General features: G+C 72.3%; 20 protein-coding genes and 2 pseudogenes. 11 read left to right on the forward strand and 11 right to left on the reverse strand.

The window, feature by feature from the left end:
* Positions 1–35: 35 nt before the first annotated feature.
* The gene (locus CP976_RS04600; RefSeq protein ID WP_150479141.1) at positions 36–1871 is read left to right on the forward strand and encodes a glycoside hydrolase family 15 protein; all 1836 of its coding nucleotides are present in this window, start codon (positions 36–38) and stop codon (positions 1869–1871) included.
* Between the two features lie 3 nt (positions 1872–1874).
* On the opposite strand, the gene CP976_RS04605 is transcribed toward CP976_RS04600, so the two are convergent.
* A complete protein-coding gene (locus CP976_RS04605) occupies positions 1875–2834 on the reverse strand; it encodes a hypothetical protein (protein ID WP_150485227.1) in 960 nt (319 codons plus the stop codon).
* A gap of 192 nt (positions 2835–3026) precedes the next feature.
* On the opposite strand from CP976_RS04605, the gene CP976_RS04610 reads away from it, so the two are divergent.
* The 3 genes and pseudogenes from CP976_RS04610 to CP976_RS43585 all read left to right on the forward strand — a co-directional run.
* Entirely contained in the window at positions 3027–3239 is a 213-nt protein-coding gene (locus CP976_RS04610; RefSeq protein ID WP_150479142.1) for a heavy-metal-associated domain-containing protein, read from the forward strand.
* A 3-nt stretch (positions 3240–3242) separates the two neighbouring features.
* Positions 3243–3446: pseudogene (locus CP976_RS44640) on the forward strand (cation transporter); the annotation flags it as partial.
* Between the two features lie 137 nt (positions 3447–3583).
* Positions 3584–3970 (forward strand): annotated as a pseudogene (locus CP976_RS43585) (HAD-IC family P-type ATPase); the annotation flags it as partial.
* 30 nt (positions 3971–4000) lie between these two features.
* Here CP976_RS43585 and CP976_RS04620 read toward each other — a convergent pair.
* Positions 4001–4657: a class I SAM-dependent methyltransferase gene (locus tag CP976_RS04620; RefSeq protein WP_150479143.1), complete on the reverse strand. Its 657-nt coding sequence runs from the start codon at positions 4655–4657 to the stop codon at positions 4001–4003.
* A 131-nt stretch (positions 4658–4788) separates the two neighbouring features.
* On the opposite strand from CP976_RS04620, the gene CP976_RS04625 reads away from it, so the two are divergent.
* The gene (locus CP976_RS04625; RefSeq protein ID WP_150479144.1) at positions 4789–5496 is read left to right on the forward strand and encodes a phosphatase PAP2 family protein; all 708 of its coding nucleotides are present in this window, start codon (positions 4789–4791) and stop codon (positions 5494–5496) included.
* 39 nt (positions 5497–5535) lie between these two features.
* Here CP976_RS04625 and CP976_RS04630 read toward each other — a convergent pair whose 3' ends face one another.
* The 7 genes from CP976_RS04630 to CP976_RS04660 are packed head-to-tail and all read right to left on the reverse strand — an operon-like array spanning position 5536 to position 12062.
* On the reverse strand, positions 5536–6129 hold the full coding sequence (locus CP976_RS04630; RefSeq protein WP_150479145.1) for a hypothetical protein: 594 nt from the start codon (positions 6127–6129) through the stop codon (positions 5536–5538).
* A 5-nt stretch (positions 6130–6134) separates the two neighbouring features.
* A complete protein-coding gene (locus CP976_RS04635; RefSeq protein ID WP_150479146.1) occupies positions 6135–6995 on the reverse strand; it encodes a carbohydrate ABC transporter permease in 861 nt (286 codons plus the stop codon).
* Positions 6992–7930, reverse strand: coding sequence for a carbohydrate ABC transporter permease (locus tag CP976_RS04640; RefSeq protein WP_150479147.1), 939 nt, complete (start codon positions 7928–7930; stop codon positions 6992–6994). The genes CP976_RS04635 and CP976_RS04640 overlap by 4 nt, the downstream gene beginning before the upstream one ends.
* Positions 7927–9210 carry an ABC transporter substrate-binding protein gene (locus CP976_RS04645; protein WP_150479148.1) on the reverse strand — a complete coding sequence of 428 codons (1284 nt, stop codon included), beginning with the start codon at positions 9208–9210 and terminating at the stop codon, positions 7927–7929. Before CP976_RS04645 ends, CP976_RS04640 begins: the two co-directional genes overlap by 4 nt.
* Positions 9211–9268: 58 nt before the next feature.
* Complete coding sequence (locus CP976_RS04650) at positions 9269–10030, reverse strand: cupin domain-containing protein (protein ID WP_150479149.1); 762 nt, start codon at positions 10028–10030, stop codon at positions 9269–9271.
* Positions 10024–10950, reverse strand: coding sequence for a DUF6807 domain-containing protein (locus CP976_RS04655; protein ID WP_150479150.1), 927 nt, complete (start codon positions 10948–10950; stop codon positions 10024–10026). Before CP976_RS04655 ends, CP976_RS04650 begins: the two co-directional genes overlap by 7 nt.
* The gene (locus CP976_RS04660; protein WP_150479151.1) at positions 10947–12062 is read right to left on the reverse strand and encodes a Gfo/Idh/MocA family protein; all 1116 of its coding nucleotides are present in this window, start codon (positions 12060–12062) and stop codon (positions 10947–10949) included. Before CP976_RS04660 ends, CP976_RS04655 begins: the two co-directional genes overlap by 4 nt.
* A 364-nt stretch (positions 12063–12426) precedes the next feature.
* Between CP976_RS04660 and CP976_RS04665 the strand changes: the two genes are divergently transcribed.
* The 6 genes from CP976_RS04665 to CP976_RS04690 all read left to right on the forward strand — a co-directional run bounded on the left by CP976_RS04665 (position 12427) and on the right by CP976_RS04690 (position 20914).
* Positions 12427–13974, forward strand: coding sequence for an alpha/beta fold hydrolase (locus CP976_RS04665; RefSeq protein ID WP_150479152.1), 1548 nt, complete (start codon positions 12427–12429; stop codon positions 13972–13974).
* Positions 13975–14106: 132 nt separating this feature from the next.
* Positions 14107–14640 (forward strand): hypothetical protein, encoded by a 534-nt coding sequence (locus tag CP976_RS04670; protein WP_190147026.1) that lies wholly within the window; start codon positions 14107–14109, stop codon positions 14638–14640.
* Positions 14637–17750 (forward strand): M48 family metalloprotease, encoded by a 3114-nt coding sequence (locus tag CP976_RS44310; RefSeq protein WP_150479153.1) that lies wholly within the window; start codon positions 14637–14639, stop codon positions 17748–17750. Before CP976_RS04670 ends, CP976_RS44310 begins: the two co-directional genes overlap by 4 nt.
* Before the next feature lie 149 nt (positions 17751–17899).
* Positions 17900–18883 (forward strand): Bug family tripartite tricarboxylate transporter substrate binding protein, encoded by a 984-nt coding sequence (locus CP976_RS04680; protein WP_167537533.1) that lies wholly within the window; start codon positions 17900–17902, stop codon positions 18881–18883.
* Entirely contained in the window at positions 18880–19419 is a 540-nt protein-coding gene (locus CP976_RS04685; RefSeq protein ID WP_150479155.1) for a tripartite tricarboxylate transporter TctB family protein, read from the forward strand. The genes CP976_RS04680 and CP976_RS04685 overlap by 4 nt, the downstream gene beginning before the upstream one ends.
* Position 19420: 1 nt before the next feature.
* Positions 19421–20914, forward strand: a complete 1494-nt coding sequence (locus CP976_RS04690; protein ID WP_150479156.1) for a tripartite tricarboxylate transporter permease — start codon at positions 19421–19423, stop codon at positions 20912–20914.
* A gap of 5 nt (positions 20915–20919) precedes the next feature.
* On the opposite strand, the gene CP976_RS04695 is transcribed toward CP976_RS04690, so the two are convergent.
* Positions 20920–22857, reverse strand: a complete 1938-nt coding sequence (locus tag CP976_RS04695) for a DUF2264 domain-containing protein (RefSeq protein ID WP_190147027.1) — start codon at positions 22855–22857, stop codon at positions 20920–20922.
* Positions 22858–22879: 22 nt separating this feature from the next.
* Positions 22880–23947 (reverse strand): LacI family DNA-binding transcriptional regulator, encoded by a 1068-nt coding sequence (locus CP976_RS04700; protein WP_373304923.1) that lies wholly within the window; start codon positions 23945–23947, stop codon positions 22880–22882.
* Positions 23948–23974 lie beyond the last annotated feature (27 nt).

The following is a 23974-nucleotide window of genomic DNA, read 5'->3' on the forward strand; positions in this document are numbered from 1 at the left end:
TGGAGCTGAGGCGCGTACCGGCCAGGGAGGCGGTCATGGGCGGACCAGCGGAGGACCACGACGTGCCGGGCGGCCGGCGGTATCTGCCGATCGCGGAGCACGGGCTGATCGGCGACCTGCGCAGCGTGGCCCTGGTGGGGACCGACGGCACGATCGACTGGTACTGCTGCCCGTCCTTCGACGCGCCCAGCGTGTTCGCCTCGATCCTGGACGCGGAGCGCGGCGGCTGCTTCGAACTGGCGGCAGCGGTGCCGGCGCGGACCAAGCAGTTCTACTTCCCCGACACCAACGTCCTGATCACCCGGTTCTTCACCGAGGACGGCGTCGGCGAGGTGCAGGACTTCATGCCGGTCGACGGTACGTCGGCCGAGGCCGAGCGGCACCGGCTGATCCGCCGGGTGGTGTGCGTGCGCGGCTCGATCCCGTTCCGCACCCGCGTCGCTCCCCGGTTCGACTACGGCACCCGGCCGCACACCGTGCGGCTGAGCGGTGAGACGGCGCTCTTCGAGGCGGACGGGCTCGCGCTGGCGCTGACCGCGACCATGCCGCTGGAGACGGACGGTCCGGACGTACGCGGGGACTTCAAGCTCGCCGAGGGCGAGTCGGCGGTGTTCGCGCTGGACAAGGTGGGCGGCGACGTCCTGCCCCGCCGGTGCGCGCACACCGAGGCGGAGGAGCAGTTCGCGGCGACGGTCGCGTACTGGCGGCGCTGGCTGTCCGCCTCCAAGTACCGGGGCCGCTGGCGGGAGATGGTGCACCGCTCGGCGCTGACACTGAAGCTGCTCACCTACGCGCCGACCGGGGCGATCGTGGCCGCGCCGACGACGAGTCTGCCCGAGCAGCTCAGCGGCGAACGCAACTGGGACTACCGGTACGTGTGGGTGCGCGACGCGGCCTTCTGTGTCTATGCCCTGCTGCGGCTGGGCTTCACCGGTGAGGCCGAGGCGTTCATGGACTTCGTGACCCGGCACATCAGCCCGGGCGACGGCAAGCCCTCCGGTCCCTTGCAGATCATGTACGGCATCGACGGGCGCACCGAGCTGCCGGAGACGACACTCGACCATCTGGAGGGCCACCAGGGTTCCGCTCCGGTACGGGTCGGCAACGCGGCGGCCGACCAGCTCCAGCTCGACATCTACGGCGCGCTGATCGACTCCATCTACCTCTTCGACAAGTGGGCCAAGCCCATCTCCAGCGACCAGTGGGACGACGTGTGCGCGCTGGTGGACTGGGTGTGCGAGAACTGGGACCAGCCCGACGAGGGGATCTGGGAGACGCGGGGCGGCCGCAAGAACTTCCTGTACTCACGGCTGATGTGCTGGGTGGCGATCGAGCGGGCCATCCGGATGGCCAACCGGCGCGGCCTGCCCGCCGACCTGCCGCGCTGGCGGGAGTGCCGCGACACGATCTACCGGCGGATCATGAGCCGGGGCTGGTCCGATGCGCGCCGGGCCTTCGTCCAGCATGAGGACGGGGACGTGCTGGACGCGGCCTTGCTGATGATGCCGCTGACGAAGTTCATCGCCCCGACCGATCCGAAGTGGCTGTCGACCCTGGACGCGCTCACCGAGGAACTGGTCTCCGACTCGCTGGTCTACCGCTACGACCCGCAGGCCAGTCCGGACGGGCTGCGCGGCGACGAGGGCACGTTCTCCATCTGCTCGTTCTGGTACGTCGAGGCCATGGTGCACGCCGGCCGGATCGACGAGGCGCGCCTCGCCTTCGAGAAGATGCTGACGTACGCCAACCATCTCGGCCTGTACGCCGAGGAGATCAGCCACACCGGCGAGCAGCAGGGCAACTTCCCGCAGGCGTTCACGCACCTCGCGCTGATCAGCGCGGCCTTCAACCTGGACCGGGCGCTCGGCTGACGTTCAGTGCCCGTGGCCGTCGTCCGCATGCCCCTCGGGGGTACCGGAACCGGCCGCCGCTCCCCCGGCCCTGACGGTGAACGCCGCCGTGTGGACCTTTCCGTCGTGCTTGAAGTCGAGGAACAGGCGGTAGGAACCGGCACTGGGGGCCGTGGCCGTGAAGGAGATGTCCGGGCCGGGCCTGGTCCTTCCGTCGCCGGGTTCGCCGTTCGGGTGGACGTGGAGGTAGGCGAGGTCGCCGGAGCGCAGGGCGACGAGGTGGCCGTAGGCGCCGAGGTAGGGCTGGAGGTTCGTGACGGGCTCGCCGGCGCGGGAGACCTTCAGCTTCAGTTCGCTCGCCTTGCCCGGACGCAGGGCGCCGGCCAGCTTCACCTCGTAGCCGTTGGTCGTGGCCGTGGGGCTCGGTGCCGGCAGTTCCTTCGGCTGGTACGGGCCGGAGGCGGCGAGGTCCGCGCCGAGGGTGAGGTTCCGGGCGTCCTTCTTCGCCGGGGTGAAGTCGGCGAAGACGCGGTAGCCGCCCGCGCGGGGCAGGTCGACGGGGGTGCTCCAGGTGCCGTTGGCGGCGCGGGTGGAGTGCAGATGGCGGTAGGTGACCAGGTCGCGTGAGGCCACGATGAGGTGCAGTTCCTTCTCGTGTTCGCGCTGATAGGCGGTGACGGCCCGGCCGCTGCCGTCCCTGACGGTGAAGCGCAGGTCGGCCCGCTTCCCGGCGGTGACGCTCGGGGTCTCCAGGTCGAGGGTGTAGCCGTCCTCGGAGATCTGGAGCCCGCCGGCCGGGGGCGTGTCGTGCCCGGTGTGACCGCCGGCCTCCTCGGGCCGCGGTGTGGGCGGGGTGTGCTCGTCCTTGTGTTTCGGCGGCTTGTCGGCGACGACGGGGTCGACGCCCTGGCCGACGCCGTAGGCCGTGCCGAAGGTCGCAGCCAGGACGGCGGCGAAGCTCGTGATCTTCAGTCCGGTGTTCACGGCCGGCTTCTCCTTCAGGACCGGGTCGCCCGCGCTCATGCGGGCCTCCATGCAGCTCACCATACCCCTAGGGGGTATCAAGTCAAGTTGTTCTCCGCTTGCATCTTATACCCCTCAGGGGTATACAGGGACTGGCGGGGGGATACCCCCGCCCCGTATTGAAGAACCGTGACCGTACCCAGGAGGCACGCCATGCCCGCCACCACCTACGCCGTCTCCGGAATGTCCTGCGGCCACTGCAAGGCCACGCTGACCAAGGTCATCGGCGAGCTGGACGGCGTCAGCGGCGTCGAGGTCGACCTCGACGCCGGGCAGGTCACCGTCATCAGCGCGGGCGAGCCCGACGACGCCCTGGTCGCCGAGACCGTCGACGAGGCCGGCTACGAGCTGACCGGCCGGGTGTGAGCCATGACCACCGGCACGACCGGTACCGGCGCCGAGGTGGAACTCGCCATCGGCGGCATGACCTGCGCCTCCTGCGCGGCGCGCATCGAGAAGAAGCTCAACCGCATGGACGGGGTCACCGCCACCGTCAACTACGCGACCGAGAAGGCGAAGGTCAGCTACGGCGGTGACGTCTCCGTCGGCGACCTGATCGCCACCGTCGAGGCGACCGGGTACACAGCGCAGGAGCCCGCTCCCCCCGCCGGGCAGGATGAGCGGGCGGAGGAGCCCGACGGACTGCGGCCGCTGCGGCAGCGGTTGGTGACGGCCGTGGTGCTGGCGGTTCCCGTCGTGGCTATGGCCATGACAAGGTCGACGTCGTCAAGCGGCTCCAGACCGAGTGCCGTTCGGTCGCCATGGTCGGCGACGGCGTCAACGACGCGGCGGCTCTCGCCCAGGCCGATCTCGGTCTGGCCATGGGCACCGGCACGGACGCCGCGATCGAGGCCGGCGACCTCACCCTCGTACGGGGCGATCTGCGGGCCGCCTCGGACGCCATCCGGCTCGCCCGCCGCACCCTCGGCACCATCCGCTCCAACCTGTTCTGGGCCTTCGCCTACAACGTGGCGGCCCTGCCGCTGGCCGCGGCCGGTCTGCTCACGCCGATGATCGCCGGGGCGGCCATGGCCTTCTCCTCGGTCTTCGTCGTCGGCAACTCCCTGCGGCTCCGCACGTTCCGCGCCGCGGGCTGAGGGGGCGAGAGCCCCTGATCCGCCGGGCCGTCAGTGGTGGCGCCACACCAGCGTGTACCGCCAGAACAGGCGGCGGCGCAGGCGTGCGCCGGGAAGAACGGTCCGGGCCTCGCGGACGATCTCCGGGAAGGTCATGTCCGGCGGACGCGTACGGGCCGTCATGGAGACGGGGCGAGGCACCGGGCGGCCCCGGTTCTTGAGCAGGGCCGTCACGATGTTGAGCGGGATCGACGCGACGCCGAGCAGGTGGTCGACGGGTGTCCGCTCCCGGGAGACACCGACGATCACCAGGGTGCCGCCGGGGGCCAGACGGTCCCGGAAAGCCTCCAGCGCCTCGGTGAACGGCAGGTGGTGCACCACGGCGACGCAGGTGATGACGTCGTACGGGCCGTCGGGAAGCCCGGCCGGCGCGTCGGCCACCGCGTACGTCACCGGGACCGCCGTGGGGGTCAGCTCCCGCGCCCGGGCCGTGATCGCCGGGTCGGCGTCGACCCCGTGCACCCGCTCGGCCCGGCCGGCCAGCAGCCGGGCGAGGTCGCCGCTGCCGCATCCCACGTCCAGGGCGGCCCCGGCACGCCTGGGGAGCTGCCGCAGGATCCAGCGGTGGAAGTGGGCGTTGTGGTCCCACGGACGGTCGGCGTGGAAACGGTCGAGTGCGCGCAGGACCCGGCGTGACAGGGGCGTCATGCCCCCAGTCCAGCAGACGGGTTCAGTCGCCCGACATGGGCACTCGGGAGGTACCGGCCCACGGGGGCGCCGAGCGTGCGCCCGGCGTGAGCCGGTACCTTGCTGAGGAAGGCCACTGCGGGGAGAAGCACATGACCGATCCGACGACCACAGACGAGGACGCCCTTCGTCCGCTCCCGAAGGTCGGGAAGCCCTCGGGCGGGCCCGGCCGGCTCCTGGCTGCCGTCATGGGCGATCTCAGGGCCGTGGACGGCGCCCTGTACGCGGCGGTGGCCGCCACACCCACGCCCACGCTCGACCGGACGCTGCGCCATCTGTCGCACGCGGCCGACCACTCCAAGATCTCGTTCGCCATCGCCGCGGCCCTGGCGCTGGGCGGGAAGCGGCCGCGCAGGGCCGCGTTCGCCGGTGTCGGGGCGATCGCCGTGGCCTCGGCCTCCGCCAACCTGCTCGGCAAGCGCCTGGTGCGCCGGGCCCGGCCGGACCGGGAAGCGGCCCGGGTGACGGTGGACCGGCACGTTCCGATGCCGACGTCGGCCTCGTTCCCGTCCGGGCACACGGCGTCGGCGGTCGCGTTCGCCACCGCCGTCGGTGTGGTCCTGCCCCCCGCCGCGGTGCCGCTCGGGGCGCTGGCGAGCGCCGTCGGCTACTCCCGTATTCACACGGGCGTGCACTATCCGGGCGACGTGGCCGCGGGCGCGGTCCTCGGCATCGCGAGCGCCGCGGCGGCCCTGGCGGCGGCAGCGGCGGCGGCCACTCCGTCGGCCAGGACGCAGGCGCTCCTCACGACAGCCCGTTCGTGGCCGCGGATCAGCATCGGCGCTGCCCTGCGGCAGTGAGGCCGCAGTACGTCCACGCAGTGCTGTCGCACGCGTTGGCTATTGCAGGGAAACAGCAGCGGACCGGCGTACGTCGACGGCCGTGAGCGCCAGGGCGAGCGGTCCCGGGGCCAGGAAGGCCAGGGGCAGCAGCATCCAGGCGCACAGCCCGGCCGTCGCCACGGCGAGCAGGACCAGCCCGCTGCCGCCCACGTCCGCCACGGCGTCCCGGGCGGCCCCGCGCACCGCCGCGCGCCAGTCGGTGAGCGACTCGGGGCGTGCGCAGGCCCGCAGGCCGACGACCGCTGCGCAGGCGCCGATGACCGCGGCGGTCACCGCGAACAGCGGCGCCCCGGGCAGCCCGGCCCCGGCCAGCGCCAGGTCGGCCGCGAACAGCAGTAGACCCGCCAGGGCGACGGCCCCCGCCAGCACGTCACCGGCCCGCAGCCGTTGCCGCAGCAGGACGACGTACCTCCCGGCCGTGACGGGCCGGTCCTGTCCGGCGCCGCGCAGTACGGCGCAGGCCGTCGACAGCGCGGCCGGGGCGGTCACCAGCGGCAGGCAGGCCACCGACGTGGCGAGGCCGACGCTCAGCACGTCCGCGAACAGCGTCATGCGCGGCCCGAACACCTCACCGGCCTCTTGGGTCCGCATCCCGCTCACCCCTTCACTCCGGAGCTGGCCATGCCCTCCACCAGGAACCGCTGGAACGCGAGGAAGAACAGCACGATCGGCAGCAGCGCGATCACCGACATGGCGAACATCGGGCCGAACGCTGAGGTGCTGGAGGCGTCCACGAAGGAGCGCAGCGCGAGGGTCAGCGTGAACTTGTCCGGGTCGAACAAGTAGATGAGCTGGGTGAAGAAGTCGTTCCAGGTCCAGATGAACGTGAAGATGGCCGTGGTGATCAGGGCCGGCCGGGTGAGCGGCAGCACGACCTGGAAGAAGCTGCGGAAGGGGCCGCAGCCGTCGATCCGGGCCGCCTCCTCCAGCTCGCGCGGCAGGCCGCGCATGAACTGCACGATGAGGAAGACGAAGAACGCCTCGGTGGCGAGGAACTTCGGCAGGATCAGCGGCCAGTAGGTGTTCACCAGGCCGAGCTGGTTGAAGATGATGTACTGCGGGATCAGCACCGCGTGGTGCGGCAGCATGATCGTGGCGATCATGAAAGCGAACAGCGGCCCGCGCAGCCGGAACCTGAGGCGTGCGAAGGCGTAGGCGGCGAGCGAGCAGCTGATGACGTTGCCAAGGACCGCGCCGCCGGCGATCAGCAGGGAGTTGGTGAGCAGCCGCCAGACGGAGACGTCGTTGACGCCCTCCATGGCCGTGGAGTAGTTCGACCACTCCAGGTGGCTGGGCAGCAGGTCGAGGCTCGCGATGACCTCGTCGGCGGGCTTGAGCGAGGTGGCCAGCAGCCACGCCAGCGGGTACAGCATGACCAGCAGGGCGGCCAGGCAGCCCAGGTGGACGGCGACCCGCCCCCATCGGACGGGCTTGTGGGAAACGGCGGTCGAGGTCATCGGTCCCCCTCGGAGGCGTAGAAGACCCAGGAGCGGGAGGTGCGGAACAGCACCGCCGTGACCACACCGATCACGAGGAGCAGCACCCAGGCCATGGCGGAGGCGTAGCCCATGTGGGAGGCGACGAAGCCGCGGTCGTAGAGGTACATGGTGTAGACGAGGGTCGAGTCGGCCGGTCCGCCCTTGCCCGCGCTGACCGCGAAGGCGGGCGTGAACACCTGGAAGGCCTGGATGGTCTGGAGGACCAGGTTGAAGAACAGCACCGGGGACAGCATCGGCACGGTGACCGACAGGAACTGCCGCCACTTCCCGGCCCCGTCGACCGCCGCCGCCTCGTACAGCTCGGCGGGGATCTGCTGGAGACCGGCGAGGAAGATGACCATCGGCGCGCCGAACTGCCACACCGTCAGCAGCGCGACGGCGAGCAGCGACCAGCCGGGCTTGTTGACCCAGCCGCCGGTGCCGAGCAGGTTGTCGACCGTGCCGCCGTCGTTGAAGACCGCTCGCCAGACGAGGGCGATGGACATCGACGCGCCGAGCAGCGAGGGCGCGTAGAAGGCGGAGCGGTAGAAGGCCTTGCCGTGCTTCATGCCTTTCAGGGCGAGCGCGACGACCAGGGCGAGGGCCAGTTGCAGGGGCACGGCGATGACGACGTACGTCACCGTCGTCACGACCGAGCGCCAGTAGCGCGGGTCCTCGGTGAACATCTGGACGTAGTTGCGCAGGCCCACCCACTTTGGCGGGTTGAACAGGTCGTAGTCGGTGAACGACAGGTACAGCGACACGGCCATCGGCAGCAGGGTCAGGACGATCGCGCCGAGGACCCAGGGCGAGAGGAACACCCAGGCGGCGCCCTCGCGTTCGCGCTTGGGGCGGCGCTTCGGGGCGGTGGCGGGGACGTGTTGTGTCTCCGTGGGGATCGCGGTGGTGGTCATGACCTCAGCTCCGCCTTCGCCTCGGTGATGTAGTTCTCGGCCGCCTCGCGGGGCGACATGCGCGCGTAGGACACCTGGTCGTAGTCGCGCTGGAAGGTGCTCTGGAGGGCGTTGTCGCCCGCCGGCGGTGCCTGGGGCGGGTCCTTGAGCTTGCCCTCCAGGGAGGCCTGGAAGTCGGCGATGGTCTTGTCGAAGTCCTTGAGCTGCGGGCCGATCTCGTCGCGGACGGTCTCGTTGACGGGGATGCCGCGGCTCGCGCCGAGGATCTTCGCGGCCTGCCGGTCGTTGACCAGGAAGTCGACGAGCTGTGCCGCCTCCTTCGGATGGGCGGTGTTCGCGGAGACTCCGACGAACATGGAGGGCTTGAAGTACTGGCCGGGTGTGCCGTCCTCGCCGGACGGCATGGGGGCGAGGGCGACGCCGCCCTTGACGAGGGCGAGGAAGCCGCTGGCCGGGGCGTCCCAGTTGGCGTCGGTGACGGAGGTGCCGCGCCCCAGCGGGGTGTTCTCGACGGAGCCGTCGAGCTGGGTGGTCTGCTCGGCGGGCGAGACGGCGCCCTCGCGGCGCAGCTTGTCGGTGAAGGTCCACCAGCGGGTGAGGTCGTCGGCGGTGAAGCCGAGTCCGCCGTCCTCGGTGTAGAGGGCCTTGCCCTGCCCGCGCAGCCAGACCTCGAAGGCGTCCTCGCTCTGGCCGGGGTCGGTCGCCCCGGGCTTGCCGGTCTTCTTCGCCAGGGCCCGCATGGTGTCGGCCCACTGGCTCCAGGTCCAGCTCTTGCCGGGGAGGGGCACGCCCGACTTCTTCCAGGTCCCGACGTCGTAGGCGACGGTCTCGGTGCCGCGGCCCTGTGGGATCGCGTACTGGACGTCGTCCACGCGGCCGGTGGCGAGCAGGCCCTGGTCGATCTCGGAGGTGCGCAGGACGGCTTTCTGCTTCGCCAGGTCGAGCAGGACGCCGCCGGAGGCGTACTGGTCGATCTGGCGGTAGTCCAGCTGCATCACGTCCGGCGCGTCACCGCCGGCGGCCTGGGTGGCGAGCTTCTGTTTGTAGGCGTCGTAGCCGGAGAACGACGTCGTCACGTCGACGTCCGGATGCTGTTTCTCGAACAGCGCGACGGCCTGCTCGGTGCGTTCCGCGCGGTCGGGGTTGCCCCACCACGTGTAGCGCAGCACGACCTTGCCGCCGCCGGCCGATTCCCCGGATCCTCCGCAGCCCGCCAGCACGGCACACAGTGCCAGTGCGGCGGCCGACGCGCAGAACCCCTTTGTCCTGTGTCCGGGCATGCCGAGGTCACCTCTTCTCTCCTCGGATTCGGGTTGAGGTCCCCCCTCGTTCGTGCGGCTACTCCCCCTGGTACGGCAGCGTCGTCCCAGGCAGGTTGTACTCGTCCCGCCGGCCGCACATGCCGAAGCCTCCGAGCCGGGTGGGCGCGGCCTCGTAGGCGGTGGCCTCGCCCAGGTAGGCGGATTCGCCGTCGGCCAGCGCGTCGAGCTGGGCGCCGGTGCGTTCGGCGGTGGCCAGGGCGCCCGCCCGCCACAGGGCGCGCCAGGTGGGCACCTTGTCGCGCACGATCCGGGCGGCGGCCCGCTGGAACTCCAGGTACGGGCCGTTGTCGCCGGCGACGAGCGCCTCGCGCAGGGTGAGGTAGCCCTCCACGGCGAGGTCGCGGCGGCGCTGGGCGGCCGCCGCCGTCTCCGGTCCCGTGCCGGGCGGCAGGGTCGCCGCGGCGGCGTACCTCTTGGGGTCGGCGAGCACCTCGGGCGGGAAGGTGAACACGGCGTCCCCGGCCTCGGGCAGGCCGCTGTTCTGCATCAGCACGGTGATGCGCAGATCGCCGCCCTGCACCATGCGGTGGACGGTGCCCGGCGTGAACCAGGCGATGGAGCCGGCTTCCAGGGGGATGTCCCGGTAGCCGTCGGGGCTCAGCGTCTGGACCGCGCCCCGGCCGCCGGTGACGACGTACGCCTCGGTGCAGACCAGGTGCAGATGCGGACTGCCGCCGCAGACGCCGTCGGCGGCCTCCCAGTCGTAGGCGCTCAGGTGGGACAGGCCGATCGCGCCGGGCAGCGGGTGCGGCAGGGCGGGCTTGGGGTCGTTCACCACGGCAGGCCCTCCAGGTGCGTGCCGACCCGGTCGCGGTCCCAGGCGCCGTCGGCGACGACGAGCCGGTAGCGGAAGGCGAAGGACTCGCCCGGCGGGAGTTCGAACTCCTCGAAGAACGCCCAGGAGAAGGCGACCGTCGGGAAGGGCTCGGAGCGGACGAACCAGTGCGACTCGTGGATCGCGGACGTCTCGTCGAGGTTCTCGGGCGCGTGCGCGAAGACGAGGGTGGAGTGGCCGTCGACGTCGTCGTGCTCGGTGGTGAAGGCGAGCCAGGGGCCCTGGGTGCCCATCAGCTTGCCCGCGTCGGCGTCGGTGTCCGGGGCGAAGACCGTACCGCCGGTGAAGTCGCGCGGGCCGCGCCACTGGAGTCCGGTGTAACCGGCCATCTCGCGGCCGGCGGTGGTCGGGGAACCGAAGGCCAGCGGCTCGGAACGGACGTTGGTGAGCCGGATCGACCAGTCCAGGGCCCAGGCGCCGGCCTCCTCGTCCACCGAGTGGACGGTCAGCCCCCGCACCTCGCGTGCCCACTCCTCGCCGCCGTTCTCGACCCAGGTGAGCTCCTCGGTGAAGGCGAGGCGGTCGTCCTCGACCGTGAACTCCGGGAAGCCGTCGTGCCGCATGGAGCCGACCCGCTCGGGCAGACGCAGATAGCCCTGGCCGTGGACGTAGCAGTTGCCGCCCCAGAAGTTCTGGCCGGACAGATGACTCGCGGTCATCTGCAGGCCCTTGTGCCAGCGGTGGTCGTTCGGGCGGTAGCCGGTGACCGTCCGGCCGGACAGGGTGCGCACCGGGTGGGCGTACGGCTTGCGGGACTCGAAGGGATCCGGGTCGGGGCGGTAGACGTAGCGGAGGATCTCCGTGCCGTTCGCCGCCGTGACGGCGATGTCCTCGCCGTGGGTGTGGGTGACTCGGATGCTCATGCGCGCTCCTTGGGGGCCCAGTCGGGGTACTCGCCGTGCATGGCCTCGTAGAAGGGGTCGCCCGGGCCGATCTCTCCTGCGTGCACGGAGCGGCCGGTGAACGCCGCCTTGTACAGGGCGGCGGCGAACTCCAGGGTGGCGCGGGCGTCCTGGCCGCTGCCCGGTGGTCTGGTACCGGCGTCGTAGGCGTCCAGGAGCTCGCCGAGCTGGGCGGTGTGCGAGCTGGGCACGTCGTTCGAGGGGGTCCGCCAGGCGATGGCGCGGTCGGAGCCGACGTGCGGGGCCGGGGTGTAGACCCAGCTGTCGTTGGTGTGGCCGTACAGGTGGGTGAGCTCGACGGTGGCGTCCGCGCAGTCGATGCGGATACGGCTGACCTCGTCCGGGGACAGCACGCTGTTGACGACCGTGGCGAGGGCGCCGCTCTTGAACCGGACCAGCGCGGTGGAGACGTCCTCGCTCTCGGTGTCGTGGACGAGCCGGGCGGCCATGGCCCGGATCTCCTCCCACTCGCCGAGCAGGTGCAGCATCAGGTCGTACTGGTGGATGCCGTGGCCCATGGTCGGCCCGCCGCCCTCGCTGGCCCACTTGCCGCGCCACGGCACGGAATAGTAGGCGGCGTCCCGGTGCCAGGTGGTCTGGCAGTGCGCCACCAGCGGGGAGCCCAGCTCGCCGCTCGTGATCAGCTCGCGGGCGTGCACCGCGCCGGAGCCGTAGCGATGCTGGAAGACGACCGCCGCGTACGCCCCTGAGGCCTCCTCGGCGGCGGCGATCTCGTCGTACTCGGCGAGCGACAGGGTGAGCGGCTTCTCGCACAGCACCCAGGCACCGGCCTTGAGCGCGGCCACCGTCTGGTCGCGGTGCAGGGACGGTGGCGTCCCGATGAGGACCAGATCGGGGCGGACGGCGTCCAGCATCGCGTCCACCGAGGTGTACCCGGCGACCTGACCGCCGGCCAGCTCGCGGAAGGCGTCGAGCCGCTCCTGGTCGACGTCGACGGCGGCGACCAGCTCCACCCGGTCGGAATGGGCCCGCAGCGCGGGCAGATGACTGCCGCCGACGATGGCTCCGGTGCCGACGACGGCCACGCGGCGGCGGGTGGGGGACAAGGACATGCGGCGCTCCTCGGACGGCCGGCGGACACACGCTTGGGAAGCACTGTGGAAAGCACTTTGGAAAGCGCTTGCACTCGGAAGCCGACCCTAGGCGTGAGCGAATGTCAGGACAACCCCCCTGCATCGACCTGCACAAGGTCTTCCCGAGCGTTCTCCCAGCTCGGGGCCGTGATTCCGGTTGTTGCCGGGGTCATGGAAACGGTGGTCCCCCGCCTCTGTACTGGGGCTCGCCCCACCCCGAGCCGGCTGCCAGCCGGAGTGATCGGACGGCGGCCCGTCCCTAGCGTTCTGTCGCACCGCACCCCTCTCGGGCATGTCCCTGCCAGTCGCGAGGGGGCATCGGCGACAGAAAGGACACCCACCCGTGTTATCCCGCATCCCGGGAACCGCGAGGCGAGCCGTACTCGCCCTGACGGCCGCCGGTCTCACCCTGACGGCGCTGCCCGCCACGGCCGGGGCGAATCCCGGCCCCGACCCCCTCGCCCGTTACCACGACCAGCGCCTCACCTGGAAAAGCTGTGTGCTCGGACCGGACGACACGACCGGCAAGGAACTGGAGCAGGCTGGCGCCCGCTGCGCCGACGTGACCGTACCGCTGGACCACTCGGACCCCGACGGCCGGACGATCACCGTCGCGATATCCCGGATCCGCGCCACCGACACCGCCCACCGCGTCGGCCCGCTGCTGCTCAACGGCGGCGGCCCCGGCGGGACGTCCCTCGGCGACCCGCCATGGGTGAGCAAGGCGATGAAGGACGTCGCCGGCCGGTACGACGTGGTCGGCGTGGATCCCCGTTTCGTCGGCCGCAGCACACCGCTGGACTGCCACTGGCCGACCGGCTCGGCCTGGCGCGGGGCGGGTGAGGACCGGGCCGGATTCGACCGCGTGGCCGCGTTCTCGAAGGACCTCGCCGAGCGCTGCCGCACCCACGCAGGCGATGTTCTCCCCCACGCCACCACGCGCAACACCGCCCGCGACATGGACGTCATCCGGGCAGCGCTGGGCGAGCGGCGGATCTCCTACCTCGGCTACTCGTACGGCAGTTACCTCGGCGAGGTGTACGCCACGATGTTCCCCGGCCGGACCGACCGGGTCGTCCTGGACGGTGTGATCGACCCGGACCGGTACGGCCCGAGGCTGCTCCGGGGCGTCGAGCGGGCCAACCGGCGCGCGCTGGAGGGCTGGGCCTCCTGGGCCGCCGCCCGCGAGGCGACGTACGGGCTGGGCCGTACCCGGGGCGAGGTGCTGGCGACCGTGGACCGTGTCCGCGAGGCCGCGGCCCGCACGCCGCTGCGGCTCGGCGGCCACCGGCTGGACGAGCACGTGATGCCGATCGTCGCCTTCAACGGCCTGTCGCAGCACAACGACGCCGCCTACGGGGACTTCGCGCAGGGCGTCCGGGACATGCTGCGGGCGTCGCGGGGGCAGCGGGTCACGCCGTCACCGTGGCTCGCCGGGGTGCTCGAGTTCGTGCTCACGGACACCGACTCCCACTACGGCAGCGTGCAGACGGCGATCCTGTGCGGCGACGGCCCGGCTCCGCGCGACCCGGATGTGTACTGGCGAGACGTGCAGCGCACGCGGGCCGAGGACCCGCTGTTCGCGCCCGTCACACACAACCTCAACCCGTGCACGTTCTGGGACCGGCCGCGCGAGCGTCCGACCGCGATCCGGGACGACCTGCCGGCCCTGCTGGTCAACGCCACCGGCGACCCGCGCACCGACTACGACGGCGCCCGGACGGTCCGCGGCATGTGGCCCTCCTCGCGCCTGATCACCCTGCACGGCGCCGACCAGCACGCGGTGTACAGCGTCTACGGTGTGCCGTGCGTCGACGACACGGTCAACGCGTACCTGGCCACGGGTCGCCTGCCGGCCCGGGACGTGGGCTGCGCAGCGCCCGCCCGGTGAGCCCGGGGGGCGCACGACGCGAACGTTGTGCGCCCCCCGGCCTCCCCCGCGTCGTGGCCGGGACAGTGGCGGCAGACGGTTCACTGTGCTCGCATAGGATCCCAACGGCTTCTGGGAACAAGGGAGTTCACAGTGATCGAACCGGCGGATGCGGCAACCGTAAGGGGCGTCGTACGCGCGGTGGTGACCGAACGCGCATCACATGAGCTGCCGCTCCTCGATGCGCTGTGGCCGCTGGACGACGAGCGGGCCGTCCGGATCCTCGCCGGGCAGGGCGCGCGCAGGGAGCCCCTCGGGTTCGGTCTGGCGGAGGTCACCGCGCTTGTCACCGCCGTGGTGTGGCTGGTGCTGGATCAGGCGGCCCGGCGGGCGATCGACACGGCGGCCGACAGCGCGATCGAGCGGAGCCGGAGCGGACTGCGCCGGCTGCTTCGCCGCGCTCCCGCCGAACCGCCCCGGCTCCTGCCGGAGTGGGACCGAGCCGAGCTGGCCGCCGTACGGGTACAGATCGTCGATCGCGCGGTCGAGCGCGGTATCGACGGCTCGGAAGCGCAGGCCCTCGCGGACGCCGTCGTGGCACACCTCGCCACGGCGGATCCGGAGGCCCACGAGTCCGCCGACCACGCGGGCGGCACCACCCCCACGGCCGGCGGGGACGCTCCGTGAGCACGTCCCCCTCGGTGGCGGCCACCGCGCCTGCCCACACCGGGCGGTACGGACTGGCCGACACCGGACCGCGCTTCGCGCTGCTGATGACGGGCGTCGTCGCGTCCAGCGTGAGGATGCTCGATGCGGTCCTGGCTCCGGATCCCAACGACACCCCGGGGGACCCGCTGGGCTGTCTGCTGGCGGCCGGGATGGATCCCGACGGGCGGAACCTGGACAACGTGCTGGCCACCATGCGCCATCCGGAAGCGCTCGCGGAGTGCATGTCCGGCGTGCCGACGGTGGAGTATTGGAAGGGCATGGCCGCGACGGCCGCCCTGCTGGCGGTCGCGGCCCTCGTGTACTGGTGGCAGCCGCGCCTGCGTGAACGGTGGCGGCGCACGGTACCGGCCGGGGCTCTGGACACCGACGGTTCCCTGGGCACGGAACTCCGCGTCCTGCGCGAGCTCGCCGGCGTCGCGTCGGACGTACGGTTCCGGGTGGATCCGACGCGGACGAGCTCCGGGGCCGTGGTGTACGGGCGGCTCGGGGAGTACACCGTGTGTCTGCACGCGGGGCTGCTGGTGCGGCGGGCCACGGATCCCGAGGGCTTCCGCGCGGTCGTGCTGCACGAGCTCGCCCACATCCGCAACCGCGACGTGGAGTACGCCTCGGCCAGTACGGCCCTGTGGCGGACCTTCGTTGTGCTCGCCCTGCTGCCGTACCTCTGGCACGAGGGCACCCTGCTCTTCGACGGACTCACCGGCCGGACCACCTCGCCGTTCTGGCCTGGGGTGGCGTCCATGCTCACCCGGTCCGTCCTGTCCGGGCTCCTGCTGGTCGGGCTGGTACACCTCGCCCGTGCCGACCTGTTGCGCCGGCGCGAACTGTACGCCGACGCACGGGCTGTGGGCAGCGGCGCGTCCGCCTCCGCGTGGGCCCACCGGGACCGTGACAGCGCCGTCGCCGCCTCGGTCCGGCGGGTGACCGCGCTGCTGCGGACCCATCCGAGCTGGGCCGAGAGGCGGCGCGCCCTGGCGGAGCCCGGACGGCTGTCGGGGGTGGGCGCGCTGGCGATGCTGCTGGTCGGGGTGAGCGGAACGGTGCTGGTCAACATTGCCGGGGACGTCGTGCCCCGGGCGTCGACGAGCGAGGGTGGTGCGTGGCTGACGACGGCGTTCCTCGCCCCGGTGCTGTACGTCTCGCTGGCCCGTTCGGTGACGGCGGCGCAGGTCTCGGGCCGGAAGGAGTCCGGGCTCCGTTCGGGGTTCTGGCTCGGCTGCGGCCTGGTGCTGGGCGAGTTCGCGAACGGCAAGCACGGCACCGACTGGCTGGGCCCCGAACCGGGGTTCCTGCTCGGTCTGCTCCTGACGGCAGCCGTCGCGGCGGCGTGGTCGGCGCAGTGCACACGCCTGGCGCTGGGGCTGGCCAGGACATGGCTGCGCCGAGCGGCCGGGCTGCTGAACCTGCTGGTCACCGCGGTGCTGCTGTGGGGTGGGCTGTACTGGTGGTACGTGGTGGGCTGGTACCAGACGATGGGCGTCTACAGCCAGGTCGAGGAGCACCGCGACATGGTGCGGCAGGTGATTCCGGGTTCGTGGGAGGCGTTTTCCCTTGAACTGTCGGCCATAGCCCAGGCCCTGCCGACCCTCACGACGCTCAACGCCGGCGTGCTGCTCCTGGTCGCAGCCCTGCTCCTGTGGATCTTCCCCCTGGTGCTGCGCGTGTCGACGTCCGCGGCGTCCGGGCTGCGGCTGCGCCGGACGCTGGGCGCGGGCGTGGCGGGCGGGCTGCTGTGCTGGGCGCTGCTGCTCGCGGTGAACGGGTTCCAGCACCGACGCCGTCCGGCCACCTGGGCGGAACGCACCGGGCCGTACCTCTTCGTCCACCGCTGGCTGCTGATCGCCGCCGTCCTCGCGGCCTGCCTGCTGACCGCCGCGGCCGTGGCCGCCCTGTCCCGGCACCTGTGGCTGCCGCGGGCCCTGGCGGCCGTGGCCGTCACACAACTCTTCGGGTACGCCGCGATCTTCGTGATGTTCTCGGCCGACGGCTGCCTCGGACCGTTCAGCGCGTTCGTGGACCGGTGCGCCTGGGTCCCCGGGGCCGGCTGGCCCTTCGCCAGACGGACCGTGCTCAACGCCCTGACCCCGGCCGTACTCCTCGCCGCGTGCGCGGCGGTGGGCGGTGCGGGAGCGCGCGGGGTGGCCGGGCGGCTGGTACGGCAGCGCCGCAGGCAGCAGGAACACGCCGCCTGGCCAGGGGCTGACGGGGTCACCCCGGGTGCTCCTGCGGCGGCGGACGGGTCCACGCCGCACGCCCCCGTAGAGAACCAGGGCACCTCAGACACCCGAGTGCCCGCGGACAGGACCACCCCGTCCGTCCCCACAACGGCAGACGGCACCACCCCGCACGCCCCGGCAGCGGCAGACCCGACCACCCCGGACGCCCAAGTGACGCCGGACAAGGGGGCACCGCACGGACCCGCCGCCGCGCCCGGCCCGCGGTGGCGGCGGCTCGCTCCCGCCGGTGCCGTCGTCGCCCTGGTCGTGCCCACTCTGCTGCTCACCGCCGCCGCCCATTCCGCGTCCACCAAGTCGTCGTCGGACAAGAAGGTGGGCGCGTCCGCCATGCCGGGCGACACGGTGACCGACGCCGCGCCGCGCGCCAGGTCGGCCAAGATCCGCGCGTGGCAGGCACTCGCCTGGCTCATGCACGGCGGCCTCGATCACTTCGGTGCGATCAACAAGTCGGCAGGGGAGTTCAGCGACGCACTCCTCGCAGCCATGGAGAAACCCGGCCCGAACGGAAAGGCCCGGGTGGAGAAGAAGGAGTTCCACCGCATCTGCGGCACGCTGGTCCGCCGCACGGAGGACGCCATGGCCTACTTTCCCGTGCCCGACCAGGGCATACAGAAGAAGTGGTCCGAGACCCTCACCGCGCTGTCGCACCACGCGAAAACCTGCCGGGACGCGACGGCCCCGGGCGATGAGACGTACAAGACCGAAGCGGAGCGTTCGAAGGCGTTCACGACGTCCGTGGAGGGGGTGCAGAAAACCACCGTGGCCCTCGGTGAGCTGCTGACCGAGGTCGAGAAGGTGGCCCTGCCCGCGAACAGGCGCGGGGACACCTGACACGGCACCCTGCGACCGCAAAGACCACAACCTCCGTTGATTCCGCAAGCGAGACACCTCGTCGGCGTCCGGGCACCATGTGGCCCACGTCACCCTCCCCCACAGGGCCTTCCCTACCCGCAACGACGTACCGACAGGTGGTGGCACTCGTGCGCCTGCGCACTCCCCTCGCCCTGCTCGGGGCCGCCGTGCTCGTGCTCGTCGGACCACCGCTGCTGACCGCCGGCAGCGGCTCCGAGACCGGCACACAGATCCCGGGCCTGCGTTTCATGGTCCCCAACACGCCCGGCGGAGGCTACGACATCACGGCCCGCACGGCCGCCAAGAACGCCGAGGACGCCGAACTGACCCACAACATCGAGGTGTTCAACCTGCCCGGCGCCGGCGGCACCGTCGGACTGAGCCGGCTGGTCAGCGAGCACGGCAACGGCAAGCTCGCCATGTCCATGGGCCTCGGGGTCGTGGGCGCCGTCCGTTCCAACGACGCGCCCAAGACGCTCGGCGACACCACACCGATCGCCCGGCTCACCGAGGAGCAGGACGTCGTCGTGGTCGCCAAGGACTCCCCGTACAAGACGATCGACGACCTCATCGGCGCCTGGAAGAAGAACCCGGGCAAGCTCCCGGTGGGCGGCGGCTCGTCGCCCGGCGGGCCCGACCACCTCGCGCCGATGCTGATGGCGCGGGCCGCCGGGATCCCCCCGAAGCAGGTCAACTACATCCCGTTCGACGGCGGCGGCGAGCTGCTCGCGTCGATCCTCGGCAACAAGGTCGCCTTCGGTGTGTCCGGCGTCGGCGAGTACCTCGACCAGATCAAGGCGGGCGAGCTGCGGCTCCTCGCGGTCACCGGCCCCGAGCGCGTCGAGGGGCTGGACGCGCCCACGCTGAAGGAGGCCGGATACGACGTCAACTTCACCAACTGGCGCGGCATCGTCGCCCCGCCCGGTCTGACCGACAAAGAGCGCGACAAGCTCGTGCGGCTGCTCGAGGAACTGCACGGCTCGGACGAATGGCGCAAGTCCCTGGAGCAGAACGGCTGGGACGACGCCTTCCTCACGGGGGAGAAGTTCGGCGCGTTCCTCGACGCCGAGGACAAGCGCGTGGTGTCGGTGCTGAAGGAGCTGGGACTGTGACGACGCAGACCACCGGGATTCCCCCGGCCGAGCGGAACGAGCGGCGCACATGGCTGCGGGAGCACTCCGAACTCGGCGTGTGCGTGCTGCTGCTGGCGCTGGGCGTGCTGGTCCTGACGGACGCGCTCACCATGGACGTCGACATCGCCCAGCGCGGTCCGGTCGGCCCGAAGACCGTGCCCGTCGTGGTCGGCGCCGGTCTGCTGGTGATAGCCGCCCTGCTCGCCGTGGACGTGCTGCGCGGCGGCCGGGGCCAGGCCGAGACCGGCGAGGACGTCGACCTGTCGGAACCCGCCGACTGGCGCACGGTGCTGCTGCTCGCCGGGGTGTTCCTCGGCGCAGCGGTCCTGATCGAGCCGCTCGGCTTTCCCGTCGCGGGCGCGCTGCTGTTCTGGGGTGCGGCGTTCGCGCTGGGCAGCCGCAGGATCGACCGCGATCCGCTCATCGCGGCCGGGCTGTCCCTCGTCACCTACGTCGTCTTCAACAACCTGCTCGGAGTGCCCCTGCCCGGCGGTCCGCTGATGGGAGTGCTGTGACATGGACGCCTTCAACTCCCTTCTGGACGGCTTCGGTACGGCCCTCACCCCGGTCAACCTGCTCTGGGCCGTCATCGGCGTGCTGCTCGGCACGGCCATCGGCGTGCTGCCCGGCATCGGCCCGGCGATGGCGGTCGCGCTGCTGCTGCCGGTGACGTACGGGCTCGAACCGACCGGCGCGTTCATCATGTTCGCCGGCATCTACTACGGCGCGATGTTCGGCGGCTCGACCACCTCCATCCTGCTCAACACGCCCGGCGAGAGCGCGGCGGTGGTGGCGGCCATGGAGGGCAACCCCATGGCCAAGTCCGGGCGCGGCGCACAGGCCCTCGCGGCGGCCGCCGTCGGGCACTTCGCGGGCGGCCTGATCGGCACGATCCTGCTGGTCGCGCTGGCCCCGACGGTCGCCAAGCTGGCCGTGGACATCGGCGCGCCGGACTACTTCGCCATCATGGTGCTGGCGTTCATCGCGGTGACGTCCGTGCTGGGCTCGTCCCGCATCCGGGGCCTGGCCTCCCTGCTCATCGGCCTCACGCTGGGCCTGGTGGGCCTGGACCAGATGACCGGCCAGCAGCGCCTGACCTTCGGCTCGCTCCAGCTGGCCGACGGCATCGACGTGGTGATCGTCGCGGTCGGTCTGTTCGCGATCGGCGAGGCCCTGTGGGTGGCGGCGCACCTGCGGCGCAGCCCGCCGGAGCCGATCCCGGTGGGGCGTCCGTGGCTGGGTCGCGGGGATGTGAACCGGACCTGGAAGTCGTGGCTGCGCGGTCCGTTCATCGGTTTCCCGTTCGGCGCGATCCCGGCGGGCGGTGCGGAGATCCCGACCTTCCTGTCGTACGTGACGGAGAAGCGTCTGTCGAAGCACAAGGACGAGTGGGGCAAGGGCGCCATCGAGGGCGTGGCCGGTCCGGAGTCGGCGGCGTCGGCCTCGGCGGCGGGCACGCTGGTGTCGATGCTGACCCTGGGCCTGCCGACCACGGCGGTCGCGGCCGTCATGCTGGCGGCCTTCCAGCAGTACGGCATCCAGCCCGGCCCGCTGCTCTTCGAGCGCGAACCCGACCTGGTGTGGGGCCTGATCGCCTCGCTCTTCGTCGGCATGGTGCTGCTGCTCGCCCTCAACCTGCCACTGGCGCCGCTGTGGGCGAAACTGCTGCGCATTCCGCGCCCGTACCTCTACGCCGGGATCATGTTCTTCGCGGCGGTCGGCGCGTACGCGGTCGGCGGTGAGGTGATCGACCTGCTGATCCTCCTGATCATCGGCCTGATCGGCTTCGGCATGCGCCGCTACGGCCTGCCGGTGCTGCCCGCCGTCATCGGCGTGATCCTCGGCCCGAACGCCGAGCAGCAGCTGCGGCGCGCACTGCAGATCAGCGACGGCAGCGTGTCGGGGCTGTTCAACACGCCGTTCGCGGTGACGGTGTACGCGGTGATCGTGCTGCTGCTGGTCTGGCCGCTGCTGAGGAAGGCGGTGACGCGGGGCCGCGCCGCGGCCTGACCCGGTCATCGCGGCACCCGTTCCCGGGTGCCGTCCGGGAAGCGGATCTCCACCTCGCCGGTCGCGGCGACCCGTACGCGCGGTCCTGAACGCCGCGCGTGCGGGTCGCCGTTCGTCTCCGGGTCGGCGCTCAGCACGACGAGGGTCACCAGGAGATGGGTGCCGCCCGGGTGGGCGGGCAGGGTGAGGTACGGGGTCGCCGAGTGGTGGCCGCAGGCATTGGTGCCGACCGCGTGTGCCACCGTCGTCCCGGCGTCCTGCCACCCGTGCAGGCCGACGACCGTGCTGGTCAGCCCGTCCGCGCGCCGGGCCAGCGCCCAGCCGGGGCCGGTCCGGGCGGCCGGTGGCGCGCTGTCGTCGGCGACGGCCCAGCCCCCTTCGCGCACGGGTGTGCCGGGGGGCGCGTCGACGCGGTGCACGCGGACCTCCCAGGGGCCGTGCACCATGCTGACCGTCTCGATGCGGTGTCCTTCGTCGCTGCCCGGGAGCACCGCCCGGTGCCAGGAGGCGGCCCGCGTGCCCTCGACGCCGAGCGGGTGGATGCGGCCGCGCGGGGTGGGCGTGCCGTCGGGGGCGAGCAGGGCGATGTGGTTGTCAGTAGCTCGGTCGGCCGGTGTCTCGGGCGCCGTCGCACTGGAGTAGGCGAACCGGGCGTAGTGCGGGCTGTCCTCGGCCGTTGCGGGTGGGGGTGGCAGCCGGTCGCTGCCGTGGTTGACGAGCCGGACGATCCCGTCGGCGGCGGTGGAGTGCAGCAGCCAGCCCGGCGCCGGTAACGCGAGGCACACGTCGGCCGTCTCCACCGGGCCGGGTTCCTCGGGCGCCGTCCACACGGGATGGTCGGCGGGCAGGAGCAGGCCGAGGAAGGCCTTGCTCGCCCAGTAAGGGGAGGCCGGGCCCGAGTACCGCTGGGTTACGGGGAGGAAGGGCCCGTACCAGCCGAGCGTGAGCAGCCCCTGGGCGTCGGGCACGCCGCGCTCGGCGAAGTGCTTCAGCGCGCCGGAGGCGAGGCGGCGGGTGCGGCCGGGCGGCAGCGGGGTGGCGTCGGCGAGGACGCCCGCCCACAGCGGGGCCGCCGTCGCGAAGCGGTAGGTGAGCGAGCGGCCCTGGTGGACCGGCGCGCCGTCGGCGCCGAAGAAGTGCTGATGGTCGTAGAGGAACGACCGCAGGCGTGTCCGGTGTCCGGCCACCAGCCGGGAGTCGGCGCGCGGCCCCGCGATACGGGCCCACAGGACCGGATAGAGGTGCAACGCCCAGGCGTTGTAGTAGTCGAACTTGCGGCCGTCGCCGTCGGTGTACCAGCCGTCGCCCCGGTACCAGTCCTCCAGGCGTGCGAGGCCGGCGTCGATCTCGCTGCGGCTGTGCGGGGCGCCGACGGAGGCGAGGAACTCCTCGGTGATGACCTGGAACAGCCGCCAGTTGGAGTCGTTGACCACGGCTCCGACGAAGCCGCCCAGCCAGTCGGCGACCCGCTGCCGTACCCGGTCGTCGAGCCGGTCCCAGATCCAGGGGCGGGTCTCGTGCAGGGCGATCGCGAGGGACGCGGCCTCGACCATGGGCTGGGAGCGGTCGGTGATGGGCGGCCAGCGGTCGGGGCTGCGCGGGTCGGTGCCGGCCGTGAGCCCGGCCGCGTACCGCTCGATCAGGCCGGACACGCCCTGCCCGCCCGAACCGGCGATGCGGAACGCGGCCAGCAGGAAGGAGCGGGCGAACCCTTCGAGACCGTCCGACCAGGGCCCGGAGTGGCTGGGCGGGCCGGGCAGCCGGTACTGGGCCAGGCCCGGGGAGGCGTAGGGCGTCAGGGCGTCGAGGAGGCGGTCGGCGATCGCCTCCCAGTGGGCGCGGGTCCAGCCGGTGAGGGGCGAGGTCAGCGGGTCGGGGGGTGGCAGGTGGGGCAGGTTGGGGAGGTGCGTCGGGTCGGGGAGCGACACGTGCGGCGCGCTCATGCGGGTGCGGTTCCTCCGTTGGTCACAGGGCGCGCCCGGGCGGGGGCGCGCCGACGCTGTCGCGTACGACGATGTGGGTGCCGAGCAGATGGTGGGCCCCGGCGGCGTGTTCGGGGTCGCGCAGTGCGATGCGCACGGCGGCGCGGCCGAGTTCCTCCGCGGGGGTACGGACGGTGGTGAGGGGCGGGTTGAAGTCCTCCGCGAGCGGGATGTCGTTGTAGCCGACGACGGAGATGTCGCCAGGGACGCGCAGTCCGGTGTCGGCGATGGCGCGCAGGGCACCGGCGGCGACCATGTCGTCCCCGGCGAAGACCGCGGTGAACTCCCGTGTCGACTTGAGCAGTTCGGTCATCGCGCGGTGGCCGGCGGCCCGGCCGAGGCCGCAGTCGACGACGTGTGCGGCCTCGGGCGGCAGCCCGTGCTCGGCGAGGGCGGCCCGGTAGCCGGCGACGCGGGCGTCGAGGGCGGTGTTGCCGGGCAGTCCGCCGAGGAAGACGATCCTGCGGTGACCGGCCGACAGCAGATGGGCGGTGATGGCGCGGGCCCCGGCCTCGTTGTCGAACTCGACGACGAGCGCCGGGATCTCCGGGTCGGGCGCGGGCCGGCCGCAGAGCACCAGCCGGGCCCCGGAGGAGTCGAGGGCGTGGGCGTAGTGGGCGACGCGCTCGCGGTAGGCGTCGTCCTCGACGACCCCGCCGACCAGGATCACCAGCCGGGCGCCCTCCTCCCGCATGAGCTGCACGAACTCCATCTCGCGCTGTGCGTCGCCGCCGGTGGCGCCGACCACACAGAGCCAGCCGCGGTCGGCGGCCTCCGCCTCCACGCCCTCGGCGACCTGGGCGTAGAAGGGGCTGGTGACCTGGCGGACCACGACGGCGGCCATCTTGCGGCCGCCGCCGACCAGGGCGCGGGCGTGCGCGTTGGCCACGTAGTCGAGGTCGCGGGCCGCGCGCAGGACCCGGGCCCGGGTCGCCGGAGGCACCGGATGGTTGCCGCTGAGCGCGCGGGAGGCGGTGGCCGTCGACACGCCCGCCCGCTCGGCGACCTCGCGGATCGTGACCCGTCCCTTGGACACCATGTCGTTCCCCATCCCCCGCGTCTCCTCTTCCGCCCCACC

Origin of the sequence: Streptomyces coeruleorubidus (assembly GCF_008705135.1) — a bacterium.
In the GTDB taxonomy this organism is placed as follows: domain Bacteria; phylum Actinomycetota; class Actinomycetes; order Streptomycetales; family Streptomycetaceae; genus Streptomyces; species Streptomyces coeruleofuscus.